This is a genomic window from Puniceibacterium sediminis, assembly GCF_900188035.1.
Lineage (GTDB): Bacteria > Pseudomonadota > Alphaproteobacteria > Rhodobacterales > Rhodobacteraceae > Puniceibacterium > Puniceibacterium sediminis.
Genome location: NZ_FZNN01000005.1, coordinates 107,807 through 122,873, shown reverse-complemented (window position 1 = coordinate 122,873; position 15,067 = coordinate 107,807). Strand labels below are relative to the sequence as shown.

General features: G+C 56.3%; 15 protein-coding genes and 1 CRISPR repeat array. Of the genes, 10 read left to right on the top strand and 5 right to left on the bottom strand.

Annotated elements, in window-relative coordinates; all coding sequences use genetic code 11:
• Nucleotides 1-152 precede the first annotated feature (152 nt).
• The 10 genes from CHB75_RS07595 (at nt 153) to CHB75_RS07550 (ending at nt 11,892) form a co-directional block, all read left to right on the top strand.
• Nucleotides 153-1,925 (top strand): Cas10/Cmr2 second palm domain-containing protein, encoded by a 1,773-nt coding sequence (locus CHB75_RS07595; protein ID WP_141135088.1) that lies wholly within the window; start codon nt 153-155, stop codon nt 1,923-1,925.
• Nucleotides 1,925-2,563, top strand: a complete 639-nt coding sequence (locus CHB75_RS07590) for a hypothetical protein (protein ID WP_089269935.1) — start codon at nt 1,925-1,927, stop codon at nt 2,561-2,563. Before CHB75_RS07595 ends, CHB75_RS07590 begins: the two co-directional genes overlap by 1 nt.
• Entirely contained in the window at nt 2,563-4,032 is a 1,470-nt protein-coding gene (locus CHB75_RS07585) for a hypothetical protein (protein WP_089269934.1), read from the top strand. Before CHB75_RS07590 ends, CHB75_RS07585 begins: the two co-directional genes overlap by 1 nt.
• A complete protein-coding gene (locus CHB75_RS07580; protein ID WP_089269933.1) occupies nt 4,029-5,588 on the top strand; it encodes an RAMP superfamily CRISPR-associated protein in 1,560 nt (519 codons plus the stop codon). Before CHB75_RS07585 ends, CHB75_RS07580 begins: the two co-directional genes overlap by 4 nt.
• A complete protein-coding gene (locus CHB75_RS07575; protein WP_089269932.1) occupies nt 5,581-6,129 on the top strand; it encodes a hypothetical protein in 549 nt (182 codons plus the stop codon). Before CHB75_RS07580 ends, CHB75_RS07575 begins: the two co-directional genes overlap by 8 nt.
• Nucleotides 6,122-8,272, top strand: a complete 2,151-nt coding sequence (locus tag CHB75_RS07570) for a TIGR03986 family type III CRISPR-associated RAMP protein (protein ID WP_089269931.1) — start codon at nt 6,122-6,124, stop codon at nt 8,270-8,272. The genes CHB75_RS07575 and CHB75_RS07570 overlap by 8 nt, the downstream gene beginning before the upstream one ends.
• Before the next feature lie 515 nt (nt 8,273-8,787).
• Complete coding sequence (cas2, locus tag CHB75_RS07565; RefSeq protein WP_141135087.1) at nt 8,788-9,087, top strand: CRISPR-associated endonuclease Cas2; 300 nt, start codon at nt 8,788-8,790, stop codon at nt 9,085-9,087.
• On the top strand, nt 9,084-10,070 hold the full coding sequence (gene cas1, locus CHB75_RS07560) for a CRISPR-associated endonuclease Cas1 (RefSeq protein WP_089269929.1): 987 nt from the start codon (nt 9,084-9,086) through the stop codon (nt 10,068-10,070). Before cas2 (CHB75_RS07565) ends, cas1 begins: the two co-directional genes overlap by 4 nt.
• Nucleotides 10,057-10,398, top strand: coding sequence for a CRISPR-associated endonuclease Cas2 (cas2, locus tag CHB75_RS07555; protein ID WP_089269928.1), 342 nt, complete (start codon nt 10,057-10,059; stop codon nt 10,396-10,398). Before cas1 ends, cas2 (CHB75_RS07555) begins: the two co-directional genes overlap by 14 nt.
• Nucleotides 10,399-10,520: 122 nt before the next feature.
• Nucleotides 10,521-11,040: a CRISPR direct-repeat array (repeat unit 36 nt; unit sequence GTCTGGACCCATGCCCGATATCGAGGCGATTGAAAC).
• 64 nt (nt 11,041-11,104) lie between these two features.
• Nucleotides 11,105-11,892, top strand: a protein-coding gene (locus CHB75_RS07550; RefSeq protein ID WP_089269927.1) for an IS5 family transposase whose coding sequence is annotated in 2 segments (ribosomal slippage) — nt 11,105-11,441 and nt 11,441-11,892 — 789 coding nt in all. Because the reading frame shifts where the segments join, the coding sequence is not laid out codon by codon here.
• A 294-nt stretch (nt 11,893-12,186) separates the two neighbouring features.
• Here the strand turns inward: CHB75_RS07550 and rpsU are convergent.
• The 5 genes from rpsU to CHB75_RS07520 all read right to left on the bottom strand — a co-directional run bounded on the left by rpsU (nt 12,187) and on the right by CHB75_RS07520 (nt 15,012).
• Nucleotides 12,187-12,387 (bottom strand): 30S ribosomal protein S21, encoded by a 201-nt coding sequence (rpsU, locus tag CHB75_RS07545; RefSeq protein WP_089269926.1) that lies wholly within the window; start codon nt 12,385-12,387, stop codon nt 12,187-12,189.
• Between the two features lie 120 nt (nt 12,388-12,507).
• Entirely contained in the window at nt 12,508-12,798 is a 291-nt protein-coding gene (locus CHB75_RS07540) for a hypothetical protein (RefSeq protein WP_089269925.1), read from the bottom strand.
• Nucleotides 12,798-13,106, bottom strand: coding sequence for a helix-turn-helix domain-containing protein (locus CHB75_RS07535; protein WP_176439081.1), 309 nt, complete (start codon nt 13,104-13,106; stop codon nt 12,798-12,800). Before CHB75_RS07535 ends, CHB75_RS07540 begins: the two co-directional genes overlap by 1 nt.
• A gap of 2 nt (nt 13,107-13,108) precedes the next feature.
• Nucleotides 13,109-13,450, bottom strand: coding sequence for a hypothetical protein (locus tag CHB75_RS07530; protein WP_089269923.1), 342 nt, complete (start codon nt 13,448-13,450; stop codon nt 13,109-13,111).
• Nucleotides 13,451-13,785: 335 nt separating this feature from the next.
• A complete protein-coding gene (locus CHB75_RS07520) occupies nt 13,786-15,012 on the bottom strand; it encodes a recombinase family protein (protein WP_089269922.1) in 1,227 nt (408 codons plus the stop codon).
• Between the last annotated feature and the right edge of the window lie 55 nt (nt 15,013-15,067).

Below are 15,067 nucleotides of genomic sequence, written 5' to 3'. Positions count from 1 at the left end.
GGTCTCGTCACTGCAAATTTGCACCAAGCTCGACCACTGGCCTATGTGATATGAGCTTGGCACGGCGTCTATATTTCAAGCGTTGCGAAAATTTGCTTGAGTTCAAGGCGGCCATTCTGTCCTATTGTGTAAATATTCTGAGGGCACAGCTTATGATGATTCAATTTGAGGCCAAAAGTATCCAAGAATGGATAAGTTCTGGCAATAAACTCAATGATATTTCCGGCGGAAGTGAAATTCTGGAAGTATTAGTGTCTTCGCAGCCTCAGGCAGGCGGTGATGAAAGCCTGTTGATGCAATGTCTTAGACAGAGTGAAGTGGCTGGCAATCTGGTCGTAAATGCAGCGTCTCGGATACAAATTGAATGCGAGCAGGAGGAAGAAGCCAAGTGCATTGCTTTCTGCCGCCTCTGGGTGCTCGTCTTGCGCAGCATTGCCCCAGACTTGAAATACGATCTGGATATCCGAACTATCGCATTTGATGAGCATGGGGACGAAATCATTACGGTGCATCGTGACTTTGGTGGTCAGGGCGCACTGCCAATGATCGGCCCGATGGTTCAACGGTCACCTTTGACAGGCCGACCAGCCGTTGCTGCTGTCCCGGTCTCCAGCGGGCGTGCTGACACGTCAGAGAAAGAGGTTGTCGATCAGGCAACCTTTGCACGCAGACTTTATGGAAGGCGGACGCGCAAAGATGCCAAGACGGGCAATACCAAAGCCAACGAGAAAAACGTCACACTCTTGCTCCAAAAGATCATTCCGGACAGTGGGGAAGACACGCTCGTATTAATGTCTGATACCGAAGAGCTCTCGGAACGGGCGGGCAGACGGTCTTTGGCCTACGTGCATGCGGACGCGTCTGGATTGGGCGCTGTTTATGGTGCGCTTAATGTAAGCAAAGCCTCCAAATCCGAGGTGAAAAGGTTCTCAGAAGGTCTGGACCATCTGACGCAAGAGTCGGTGAGGTTTGCTGTCGGTAAATGCGTGGCCCTGTTCCAAGGGTCATCGGGCGAAAAACCATTGCCAATCCGGCCGATCCTTGTGGGTGGCGATGATGTGACGGTTATTCTGCCAGCGACGTTGGGCTATGCGTTTGCAGTGGCTTTCATGTCTCAATTCAAAAGCCGTTCGCGGGTGTTGATGGCAGAAACCAAACAGCGCGTCGGCTTAGAGACTTTGCCGGATAGCATCAATGTGGGCTGTGGGATCGCCTTTGTTGGTCCGCATTACCCAGCCAGAAACGCTCTGGAACTGGCAGACAGTTTGTGCAGTTTTTCGAAGGTAAGTGTGGGTCGCACCACAAGCGCGCTTGCCTTCCATCGCGTAAAAGGGGCGGCGAATGCGAGCGACTACAAGAGCATTCTAAAGGATGAACTGACGGTATCAGTGGGCGGGTTGCGGTTCTCGACCAACGGTCCATACTTGCTGTCTGCGCCCCAGACAGAGTCCGACCTGCAGTTTGGCGGAAAGGGCATGGCAGCGGATCGATCTAGCGAGACATTGGGCATGTTGAACGGCTTTATGACGGTTGATCAACTCAGCGATCTGGTGATCACACTTGCACATCCAGAGTTCCCCAACGGCCCTATGAGGAAAGTTCTGGACCTTGTAGATCAGCTTCCCAGCGACGGTGATGCCCGGCTGAAACGCATTTTCGAGGTCTCTGATGGGTCTGACGCACCGAAAGTGCGGGATCTCGCAAAGGACTTGAAACAGCAGCTCTCGCCATCGCAAACAAACGGCAAGGGAGTGTCAATTTGGCGTCCGCGAGGGCGCATTTATTCAAAGCAGGGCACATACAAGATTGGTGCCGATACGCCGCTGTCAACCCCGCTGTCCGATGCCAATACGCTCATCAGCGTATCCCATCGACCCGGAAAAACCGCCCAGCCCATGATCATCAAAACGGATGAGGTGTCATAATGGATAATATTGGACATTTTGACATCCAGTTGCACGGCTGGTGGCGGACGGCCAGCGGGCATACAGAGGGGGATCGCCTTGACGATGTCATCCAAAAGTCGCCGGAGGGGCTTCCGTGGCTTGCGGGACGGACGCTGAAAGGCTTGCTGCGCGATGCGGCCTGTCAGCTTTGCGCATTGGGCCACGCCAGGCAGGACATGATTGATGCGGTTTTTGGATTGCATGTCAGCAATGTGCATGCGCCTGGACTGGCGATCGAGGCTCGGTATCTGACGGAGCCTGCTGCCTATCGCTTTGGCTCTGGCGAAATGAATGCCATGTGGCGAGACTGGGCATCAGGCGCGGGCAAAGAAAATGCCGCCGCTCAATCTGTAATAGCGGCGCTATTTGACCGTCGATCTATGACAGCGATTGAGTCTGATGGTCTCGCGAAAACAGGTTCTCTGCGCCGTGTTGAGGTGGCCGCTCCGGTTCATTTGACGGCGCCGATATGGTGTCTGCACGACGTTCCGGGTGCGATTGATCTGTTGGAAAAATCAGCAGGACTGATCAAGGCCTTGGGAGCGGGTCGCACCCGTGGCTTTGGTCGAGTGACGGTCAGACTTGATCTTGAGCAGCCAGCGGAGGGGACAGCGTGATGCGGATCGATCTTGAAATCACGTTGCTCGAAGATACCGCGATTTCTTCGGATGCCACCCAACGCAGCGGGCATGAATGCATGTCCTACATTCCCGGAAACAAGATACTGGGCTGTGTGTCGGCGCAGTACGAGGCATTTGGGCCTTTGGCCTGGGATGTTTTCCATTCCGGTGCGACGCGATTTGGAAACGCCTATCCGGCCCGCAACGGCCAGCGCTGTTTGCCAGTGGCGCGCATGTGGACCGAAAAACCTGACGCGAACACCGATCCAGCCCTCGATAAATCCGCCCGCGATAAATTCTTTTTTGGTGATGAGATTGTCGGCGTTCAAGCCATTCGACGTCAAAAAACATCCAATAGTCGTCAGCGGCGCGGTGCTGTGGAAGATGGCCAGTTCTTTGATGTTGCCGCTCTTGCGCAGGGGCAGGTTTTTGCCGCGAGCGTCTGGATTGAAGATGGCTTTCCAGAGATCCGGGATCGATTGTCCGAACTCCTAGATGACTGTGAAATGACATTTGGCAGGTCCAGAAACACGGAATTTGGATTGGCGAAATGTCGTATTGTGGAGCGCGCGCCCTTACAGACAGCCACACTTGGGCAATCCATCAGCAAGCTGCGGGTGTTCTGCGCCTCAGACGTGGATTTTGGCAATATGACCGGGCGGGAAATCTGTGAATATCTTGGCTTGTCCGACAAGTGGAGCTTTGGGCAAGAAACCAAAACGAGGCGGAACAACAGCTTTGGGTTCAACTCTCATCGCAAACTGAATACCACCGAACGTGCCGTGATTGAAAAGGGTTCGGTCCTGATCTTCTCCGGCCCAGCGCTTACCAGCACGGAAGTCGAGACGTTCAAGCTCAGATGTGCCGAGGGCCTTGGAGCGGGTCGGTCTGATGGCTTTGGGGAGGTTCTGGCAGAGCCAGCGTTTCTTGACGCGCCCCCGCTTGGCGAAGAGGTCGACGGTGACCGGATTGTGCAGGCGTCTGGTCATGTACCTGATGATGCCGCATATCGATGGGCATTGGCACGGGCAAACCAGGCTGAGTCCGAAACGGATGACAGGGTCTTCTTGAACGACTATTTCGATCAGTTCGATTGGCTTTATCGCCAGGCAATCGAAGACGCCACAACCTCATACAAAGCCTTGAAAGATGTGGCGCCGGGAAAGGCCCAATGGGGAGAAGTCCGCAAAATTGCGGTCAAAAGTGCCTCTGCGCAGGAGGCAATCAACGCCCTGTTCCACGAAGAAAAAAAGGCCGAAGGACTGACGTTTGGATCGCAAAGCCGCAGGGTCTGGGAGTTCGAGTGGGAGGTCAATGACAGTCAGCCGCCCAGTTTCCGGGCCTTGCTGCGTGCCTACGTCGATGACTCATCTGATGAGGGAGATCGCGTCGTCCTGAATCGCCTTTTGCTGCTTGCGACGGAAATGCCGCGATTGATCGCCAATGCAGAGAGGGAACGTCGATGACAGGGCAGGATAACACCTTGATGGGCATTGATCCTGTGCGCTTTGTGGCGCGGGTCACGATTGAATGTCAGACAGCGGTTCTGGTCGCCGACGGATCGGAACGAAAAGCCCATGATCAGGGCTTTGTCAGAGATGTACATGGCTTGCCGATGATCCCTGGAACCTCGATTGCGGGACTTCTGTCCCATGCCATGACTTCGGTCTCAGATTTGGAACCCGACGTGTTGCGTCCCATCGCATTCGGAAGCACGCCTGTGTCGGGCGAAATGCAGACCGAAGATGGAGGCGATCCCGGCGCTTCCACAAGGTCCATGGCGTCGCGGTTGCGGGTGTCGGATGGATATTTCCACGATGCCTCAGATCGCCCCGTGGATCAGGATTTGGGTGAATTGGAGGAGGACGAGGTCACCCGTCTGGGGCGCCAGGGGTCTCATCGAGACAGAGTACGGATCAACGCCCGGGGCACTGCAGACTCCCGTGGGAAATTTGACGCTTTGCTGTGCCCCAAAGGCGCGCGGTTCACCTTCGAGTTGGAATTCGTCTGGGGCTCGCCGGGCGAGGCCGAAGACGAAGCGACGCGGGACCCCGATATCGGGAAAAAGATCTGGGATATGTTGTTGTCGAATTTGGCGGGACGGCAGACCCGTCTGGGCCAGAGTGTGCGCTCTGGGTATGGTGCGTTTCGGGTCGTTCAAGTGCAGGAAGCGATCCATTGGATGCCTTCTAACGACGTGTGGGGCACGATTTCACGACCGGGCTATTGTAACGCAAAGCTATGCGACTACCTCGCGGTGACAGGGTCTTTCCGGACCAAGCCCGCGCATTTTGCTCCCTCTGAGATCGTTGCAAAAGATAGCACTTTAGGCACAATTCAATTGGTCGACATGTGTCCGGAAGACACTTGGTATTTCGGTGGTGGCGACCCGACCGAAGACGAGGACATCACCCCGGTCTCTGAAGCCGTTATTTTGTGGAACGCGCCCCCAACCAATCAGCCCGGATACGTCAGCGAAGCAATATGTCTTGTCCCGGCATCCGGAATAAAAGGGGCGCTTCGACATCGCATACTCTGGCATTTACGGCGCCGTAATGACTGCTGGATGGAGCTGGAAAGCACAGAAAATGATCCCGCCAATGCCGTGCTGAAAGAGATGTTTGGTGAAGTCAAAAACGATGCGGGCTCTGAGACGGCGAGGCCTGGCGTGCTGTTTTTCGATGACCTCTATCTGGACAGCCACTCGGATGTGAGCTTCACGCATAATGTCTTGGATCGCTTCACATCCGGTGTTCGTGCGGGTCTGCTCTTTTCGGAAAAAACCCGCATAGGTGGCCAGTTGGATGGGGTGAAAATCGAGATTGATTTGGCAAAAGCGGCTCGCATCGATCCCCATGGACGCGCTGCCTTGATGCTTGCGCTGGATGATTTATGTGCGGGTCGTCTGAGCCTTGGTGGCGGGGTGGGACGAGGACACGGGGCATTCTCTGCATCTTTGTCGCTCGATGCGCAGGTACAAGATTGGTTCGAGAATAAGCGACAGGATCAAGTCCATGGATAAAGTGATCGATCACTATAACGCGCTCACCAAAACAGCGATCCTGCCTGACCTTCGGCTCAATTTGTCAAGCCGCGCGGTCAAGCAAACACCACGCCTGGTGGAGGGACAAGTGGCCTTGCTGGCTGCTTTGGCGCGGTTTGGCGGTGATGGCTGGCTCGAATGCGTCGATGCTGTCAGATACCGAACCGATGGTGATACCCATTGGATTTCGCCGACGACCAACCAGCACGCCTCTCTGTCATCAGACGTCCGTATTCTGAACGGCGAAGTGACGGGTGTCGTCGACGGATTTGTGGGGTCATTGCAGATCCGCCACCACCATCTGGAGACCTGGCATCTCACCGAAATTCTTGAAACCGGCAACGAGATGCCCTCCTTCGATGGTGTCTTTCGCGGGATCATCCGAGACAACCCGAAGTCTCCCGAAAGTGACGGGCTTGATGATCTGCGATATCGAACCTTTTGGGACGTCGAAAAGGGAAGCCCCTATGCTGTCCGCTTTGTCGGCTTCGTAAAGTCAGGGGGACAACGTGATGAGTAATGTCGGGCTGGCTGGGCCAAAGCGATACGTGCCCGCTTGGGAAAACGTTCACGAGCCTGCGTGGGCAGATATATTCAAGAAAACGGGCATCGGCCCGCATGACTGGCCCCTGAAAGAGGGTGTTTCAGGCGAGATCGGGCTGACGATCCGCGCCATGACGCCCCTGGTCGTGGGAGCAAGCCAGGAAGATGTCACTGTTTCAGGCAGGGATGAAGGAAAGCGAAAGAACTGGCTGGTCCTGAAAGACAAACGCGCCATATCTTCGACATCCATCAAAGGGGCTGTACGTGGCGTTCTTGAACCTCTGACCCATGGACGCTTTGCGGGCCGTATGGATGAGCGCCGCCTGTCCATACGTGATCTACAAAACCGCACCGATTATATCGATCATCTCACCGATATGTTCCGTCCGCTCTCACAGGCCGGATGGCTAAAACCCTCTCGCAACGGATGGGAGTTGACCCCATGTCAGTGGTCCCTTGTGCGGCAATCGGATTTGGAGAGATACCATAAAGAGAATATCCAGCTTGGGCGCAGGCAGTCCTCTTCGCAGAAATATCAGAAATGGGGCTGGCAACGCCTTTCTGTGAACTTCGATCCTCTGTCCGTCAGTACAGAGGGCGATTATGCCAAGGGCCGAGAGCTCTCTCGGATCTCAAATCTGGGCAAGGGCCGCACCAAGGGCCATATCGTCTTTACCGGTCAGCCGCAGGACCGGATCCGCAATGGCCAACCGAACAAGACCGCGAAATCCTCAGAGTTCATCTTTCACGGAGACGATGGCGATCCGCTAACGGTGCCAGCTGATATCCGACGCGACTTTGAAAGCATCAACCGCGACGACGCAGGCACGCCCAACGAAGAATGGGGCATGTGGCTGACCCAATATCGCAAGTACAAGCAGCGCATCCCTGTTTTTTGGCTCGACGATGGGTCAGCCGGCATCAAGGCCATTGGACTGGCGATGATGTTCCGCCTGCCTTACGCCAAAACGCTCCATGAGGCCGCGCCGACGGAAACAAATGAAACTTGGGACATGGCCGACCTGATTTTTGGCCGTGTGGTCGAGGATCAATCCGCTGGCGAAAATCTCAGCCTGAAAGGCCGCGCCAGTTTCAGCCACTTCCTGCAATCCTGCGACACGCCGCTTATGGCGGAACAGGAAACCGTGCTGCTTGCACCGAAATATGGCTTTTACCCCGCGCTGATCAAGCAGCTTAGCGTAGCACCCGGCAAGCCTCCTGCGGTCAATCGGGTCAAGGAAAACCCGCGCAGCAGCCCGGTCAATCAATACACAACCCTGCAAGACGACAAAGCCCGCCTGCGTGGTGCCTCTCGCTATGTCGCCAGCCGGGGGTATGAAATCCCCAAGCCGCTGCCCGACAACAAGGGCAAGTTCAACCGCAAGATCATCACTCGCATTCAACCCGTGAAACAAGGCGCGACCTTCACTGGCAAGCTGCGGGTGTTCAACCTTGATCCCCGTGAACTTGGCGCATTGATCTGGACCTTGCATTGGGGCGGCGCGCCAGATGACGCCACAAAACCAAACGCTGGCCACGCCCATATGATCGGCGCGGGCAAAGCCTTTGGCCTTGGGGCCTGCGAAATCTCGATCGACCTGTCGCGCACCGAACTGGCCTGTAACGATGACCCGGACTTTCAGACCCAACGCGACGAGGACGCGGCGATCATTCTGCGCAAGGCAGTAGCGGCCTTCACCGCCTATATGGAGAGTGCAATTCCGGGCTGGTCGACGGGTCTGCAAAAGACCGAACTGCTGACGCTGGCCAATCTGGACCACGGCGACAAGATGCGCGCCGATGGGCTGCTAGAACCGATGCGCACCCCGCGAGAATTCGTGGACGCCAAGAAAATGGGCTATGTTCTGCCGCTGGCCTCTGGCGGTTATGAGGTTGATCCCAGCAAACCCAAAGCCGCGCCCCCTCCGGCGCAGAGCCCGAACAAACCCGCACCCGCCGCGCGCCCGCGCTGGCGCAAGGGGGACCGGGCCATCAACATTGACGAGGGCGAAGAGGTCACCGTGATGGAAGACGTAGGCCCCAATGCAACAACCGCCTTGGTGCAATTCCATGACGGCGAGACTGAGTGTGTCAACTTGTCCTCATTGACCAAGGTTTAACGCGCAAGTCATGCCTTTGGTGCCCCGGCCAAGATCAAGATTTTCCCAAGCCCGCTTGACCGGCGATCATCGGCAGGGCATGCTGAAAACAGATGTGGAGAGTAAGGTGAGACCGGGTTTCAAAACACACGCAAAGGTAGAAAAATCTTTTTTACTTTTCGGAAATGCAAATCGTCAAGTTATCCACATTTTGCTCTTTGAAATCATTAGAAAAAAACAGGGGGTGCAGTGCTGACCCATGCCCGATATCGAGGCGATTGAAACCCCGCCGAATCCGCGCTCAAGAATCTCTCTGTCGTGCTGACCCATGCCCGATATCGAGGCGATTGAAACGCAGCATTTTCAATTGCTTTAGCCACTTGCGATGTGCTGACCCATGCCCGATATCGAGGCGATTGATGTGTCTGTCCGGTTTGGATCGGACCACGCAGGTGGGTCGGTAAGGGGGCTCTCTGAAAGATGTGCTGCAAATTTGCAGTCCGCTGCTTTTGCTGGGCCGCTCTTATCTTAAGGGCATGACACACAGAGCCCCCCACAGAACCCTTTGCCTTGTCGCCTATGACATACGCGAGGATACCCGCCGCGCCCGCGCCCTGCGTGCGGTCAAGGCCTTTGGATTGGACGGCCAGAAATCCGTCCACGAATGCGCCCTGAGCCAGAGCGAACGGCGCGAGTTATCGCTGCGGCTCTCTGGGCTGATTGACCCGGACACGGACCGGATCATGGTCCTGCCACTGGATCCCCGCAGCACAATCGTGACCCTTGGCGGGCAGACCCGCGCACCGCTGGCCCCACGCGTTCTGGTGATCGCATGAGCACGCTTTACGTGGATCGGCGCGGTGCCGCGATTGACCTTGAGGGCGACACCATTGTCGTGCGCGTCGATGGCCAGCGCGAGGGGACAGCCCCCTTGCGCGTGCTGGAGCGTGTGGTCGTGCGCGGTGCGGCACAGATCGGGACGCGGCTGGTGTCCCGGCTGACGGAACGCGGGATCGGGCTGACCTTGTTGCCCGGTCGCGCCAGTGCCCCGGCTTCTGTTCTGGCTCCGGCAAAGGGGGACGCGGCGCTGCGGTTGGCGCAGTTGGAATTGCTGCAAGATCCCCGACGGCGCGCGGCCCTGTCCACGGATCTGGTGCGCACCAAGCTGGCCCATCAGGCACGTCTGTTGCGCAAGGCCGTGGCCGCGCATCAAAAGGCAGGTCTGGACAGCACGCGCATGATCCATTCCATCGAGGCGCTTGACCGGGCCTCTGCCAAGCTCTCGACTGATATGCCCGCGCAAAGCCGAGACACCCTGCGCGGGATCGAGGGCGCGGCTGCGGCGGCCTATTTCGCCGGGTTGACGCAACTCTTCGCGCCCGACCTTGGCTTTACCACCCGCAACAGGCGGCCCCCTCGGGATCCGGTCAATGTCTGCCTCAGCCTTGGCTATACCATCCTGCACCACCGGGCCGTACAGGCGATTGCCTCTGTCGGGTTGGATGCCTCTATCGGGTTCTATCACGATCTGGCCTCGGGACGGGACAGCCTTGCCTGTGATCTGGCAGAGACGCTGCGCCCGCTGGTGGACAACGCTGCAATTTCCCTGTTCCGCGAGGGCACGCTTGAGGTGCAGAATTTCACCCTGTCCAGAACCGCCTGCCGGATGAGCAAACCCGCCCGCACCCGGTTCTATCGCGCCTTCGAGGATCACATGGCAGAGGCCGATATCAGTCTGGACCGTGTGACCAAAGCCTTCGTGGCAGAGCTGCGCCACACCTCTGAAACCCGACGCCTAAGCGACGATGGCCGGCCCTAAAGTCTGGCTTGTGGCCTATGACATTCGCGATCCCAAACGTCTGCGCCGGGTCCATCGCTTCATGTTGAATTGGGGCACGCCGCTGCAATATTCGGTCTTCGCGGTAGAGGCGCGGGCGAAGGATCTGAACCGTCTCAAGGCGGGCCTGTTCAAACGCATCGATCCGGCAGAGGACGATCTGCGTATCTATGCCATTCCAAATCGCGGAGGGGGATGGGCCGGGATGGCGATACAGAAGGACGGGATTATCTTGACCGGATCGCCTTTGGCCCGCACACTCGCCTCACTTCATGCGATTCCCTTACCTGAACTCAAACCCGAAAAATGAGGGAAAAGATGCGAAACGAAACAACCAGTGGTGGAATTTTCACTTTTACTTTTTCCGAATATGAAAACGTGAAATTAGCCCGAAAATCCCACTGTAAACAAAGGAGAAAATTAGGGGGTGCAGTCTGGACCCATGCCCGATATCGAGGCGATTGAAACGATTTTCTTCCCGGACTTTTTGCAGACGTTGAGTCTGGACCCATGCCCGATATCGAGGCGATTGAAACCCCGTCGGCTCGGCTCAGGTCGACGCGCGGCTCGGTCTGGACCCATGCCCGATATCGAGGCGATTGAAACCTTTCTCCCCTTTTGGGTTATTTACGGACCTTTGTCTGGACCCATGCCCGATATCGAGGCGATTGAAACTGATTTACAGGCCGACAGTCTTTTCGAAGCCGGGTCTGGACCCATGCCCGATATCGAGGCGATTGAAACGGATGGAACGTCCCTGTTGTTTGTTTGTGTTTTGTCTGGACCCATGCCCGATATCGAGGCGATTGAAACAGAAAAATCGGCAGTATCATCTTGGAACCTTTTGTCTGGACCCATGCCCGATATCGAGGCGATTGAAACAGAAACTCTCCGGTGGCCCATGTGATTGGGTCCGGTCTGGACCCATGCCCGATATCGAGGCGATTGAAACCTAGGGTGTGTTGACAAAAGCGATTCACATCGCGGTGCAGTCATGATTCAAGCTGGTATCTGCTATGGAGACCAGCTTGGCACGAGACCTGATCTCGGACGAGGAATGGGCGTTCTTTGAACGTTTCATGTTGGCAGTCCGTGCGCCGAACGGGCGCAAACCGACTAACCACCGCCTTGTTCTTGATGGGATTTTCTGGATCGCGCGCACCGGCGCCCCGTGGCGTGACCTGCCTGAAGAGTTCGGCAAGTGGTCGAGCGTCTACCGGCAGTTCCGACGCTGGACACTGGCTGGGCTCTGGGAAGAGATCATGGACGCCTTGAACCATTGCGGGGCGGTGACGGACGCCCTGCAAATGATCGACGGCACCGTTATCCGCGCGCACCATCAGGCAGCGGGCGCAAAAGGGGGACTCCGCGACAGGGTTTTGGCCGTTCTCGTGGTGGCTTCACGACCAAGATCCACCTCCGTGTCAATGCAGCGGGTCTGCCCATGAGAACCGAAATCACGCCGGGCCAGACGTCGGATTATCTGGGGTTCGATCTGGTCATGGCCGACAACCTGCCAGAGCCCAGTGTCCTGCTGGCAGACCGAGGCTATGATGCTGACAGCATTCGGGGAAAGATGGAGGCACGCGACGTTTTCACCCAAATTCCCATGCGCAAATCCCGTAAAATGCGCGTCGGTGTGGATCATTCGCTGTATTCGTTGCGCAACCTCGTCGAACGGTGCTTCAACAACCTTAAAAACGCTCGACGTGTCGCAACCCGCTACGACAACACCGCCGAGAGCTTCCTTGGCTTTATAGACATCACATCCATCCGCCTCTGGGTCCGCCTTTTGTCAACATGACCTAGTAATGGAAGTAGCGGCGTTTATTCAGGATCGGGGGTTGAAATCGTACTCCCAGATCCTGGCCAAGCGCCGGATGGGGAGGAGCCCGCCTACGTTCCGGCCCAAGCGTGTTCTGGAGAAGGCTGCATGGCCGTGGAGTGCGAGATTGGGGGGTCTTAATGTCTCCACAAAGCAAGCATGCCGATCAGACTTATCGGCACCGTCGACCAAGCCAACAAGCAACAGAGTGCTCGCAATCCCATGCATGTTGGCCCCGTGACTCTCATCCTCGCAATTGTGAAACGCTTCTATTTAGGACTCGCGCTCGAGCTTCTTGCGCGCCAGCTTGCGCTGACGGCGAATACCCTCCGCCTTCTCCCGCGCCTTCTTCTCTGATGGCTTCTCGAACTGCTCCTTGAGCCGCATCTCACGGAACACGCCTTCGCGCTGGAGTTTTTTCTTCAAGACCCGAAGGGCTTGATCGACATTGTTGTCGCGAACACTGACCTGCATGTGGCTTGGACCGTCTTTCTTTGATTAGTTGAGAACAGAGAATACTCTGAGAATAAATTCATGTCGATCCTGGCTGACCTGTTCCATCTCTCGCGGCCTTTGGTGTCAGGCTTTGAAACATCAGCCCGTCGGAAACAGAACCCTCAAAAAGGCGGAGCCCAGTAGCAGCACATAACCGACGAGAAGGCAGAAGTGGTCGCGCCACCGCCAGCCAGCAACATCTTTCTCATGCATGTCTTTCAGTATCTTACGGGTCTTGCTTCTGAAGTCACTATCATCCTCCGCAGATTGATCAGCCTGCCTGACCTGGTGCAGCTTTCTTTTGCGACTGTTCAGCGACCAGACCGGGACAGCAAGGATCGCGATACCGGCAAAGGTTGCCAGGTTGAGCCACCAGGCGAAGGTGAACATCACGCGACCGCGTTTTCCGGTTCGTTATGGGTGATGACAATATGGTAATGACCGCCACACGCTTCAACGTACCTGCTGATGGAATCGAGGCTGGGCACAGGCCCGCTAAGCGCCTCCATACGGGCAATCGTCGGCTGTTTCATATCCGAGTTTCGGGCCACATCGGCCTGAGTCATGCCGACCGCGTCCCTCAGGACACGTAGTTTCATGGCGATCTCGCGCTTGTGGACATTCTTTTCCTGCAGTTCGACCATGTCGGGACGTGCGTCGCGCATCTTCTGGCGGAAGGTTCTGGTATCTTTGGTCATGGTCATGTCTCCCAGGAGGGGTTGATCAATCCGAACTGTCGGATCGCAAGAGATGCGCCCTGATTGCAGCTGTCGTCCGATGTCGGGACGACTCTCGGTTGGGAAGGTTCTCTCCTGTCGATGGACAGGATCATCTTCAACTCCGGACAGTCCGGCAGGTCGATGGCGTAGACCTCGTATCGATCGGCAAGCAAGCCACAGCGGTACAGGATGCCTGGCTCGCGCTCTGCGAACACATCGAGCAGGCTGTCGAAACCATCAGCGCACTTCAGGGGCAAGCCACAGAAGAGGACGATGACCTCGTCTTCGTACCCAGGAACTGGTTCGACTCTGTAAGTGGTCATGGCGCCTCCGACGCCCTATATATAGCAAATATGTTATCAAAATTCAAGGTCAGGTTTCGCTTCCGCGCACATCTAATCGTGCGTCAGGGGAGCCTGGATGCCAGAGTTCCATCCGGAAGTTTCCGCTGTAGCGCTTTCGCCTCCGCCCAGTCCGCTGTCATCCAGGTTTCCCAGTCCGCCGGATCCGTGAGGATCACGGGCATGGCCTTGGGGTGGCCTCGGCGGCGACGACGATGAATGTCGACACTTGGGTCGACAGGACCGAATAGCGTTCGATCCGCTTTTCTGCTGCTAACGAGGCATCGATTCGCGCTGATACCCGCTCCATGCTGGGCCTAAACATTGCACCGCAATTTGGGTAGGATCCGGCGGTTGCACCCTCCCGCAACCACCGAAATCTTACTACATTCCAAATAGGCCTCCTTCGGGAGGCCTTTGGCGTTCAAGCCTCCGCCTTCGCTCAGAAAACACCGCGCGGCAGAGCTGCGGATCGTGATCCGCAGCCCATCTTGTGCATCAGGGTCTGGCGCGACGTAAACGCAACCAACAAGCTCTCCGATCAATGCGTTGGCTTCAACCATCTGATTGCTCCCAGCCAGCAAACTCTCAAGGCGTTTCACCTGACCAGCGTAAATCTGTTCCAGGTCTTTCACCGTTGGCAGGCTAATTGGATGCCTCGCAGCCTCAGCATCTTCCAGCGCATTCCGAATTCGGGCGCGTTCTGCCTCCCTCGCGCGTAGGCGGTCCACCAATGCATCGCCCAGTTCATCGGTTTCCAGCCGATCCAAAATCCGCTCAATTGCGCGGTTCACCTTGATCAGGTCAGCCTCGAGTTGCATTTTGTCTGGTGCCAATTGCTGCGCCTCAGCTTCCAGAAGCGACCGGACCTCACTTGCAAAACGACCGGCCATTTCCGGCGCGAGTAGACCCGCCCGAAGTCGTGCAAGAACACGCGCTTCTATTTTTTGCTTGGTGATGGTCTTTGTGTTTGAACACACCGAAAGCCCCTTGGTCTTACGAGTTGAGCAACCGTAACGTTCCTGCGCAACCACTGTATAGCTATCTCCGCAACACTCGCATTTGATCAATCTGGATAACAAATAGGTCGCACGATGGCTTTTGTTCAAAGGCGTGCTTTTACGGCTGTATTTCTGCGTCGTCTCGTCCAGACGATCCTGAACGACATTCCAGATGTGGTCATCGACTATTTGCAGACCCGGCTCTTCGCAGTAGATGATGTCTTCGGCTGCAGCGGGTCGAGAAATCCGGTTGCCCGTATCAGGGTCCCGACGAAAACGGTTTCGACCGTAAACGATAATACCGATATACGCTTCGTTCCGGAGCATACCGTCACGCTTCTTGGCATTTCCCCGGATCGTGCTGTCATTCCACTTTCCACCGGACGGCGACGGAATACCTTCCTCATTCAAAGATGACGCAATTTTGCGAGGAGATTGGCCGGACGCATAGTCATCGAATATCCGTCTTACGATTGCAGCGTGGCCTTCGTCTATTTCGCGATTGAGGCTTTGGCTGTGTTTGATGCGATAGCCGTATGCCAACCCTGCTGCGACCCTTCCACGCCGAGTTGTGCCGATCTGGCCTCGCCTTGTCTTG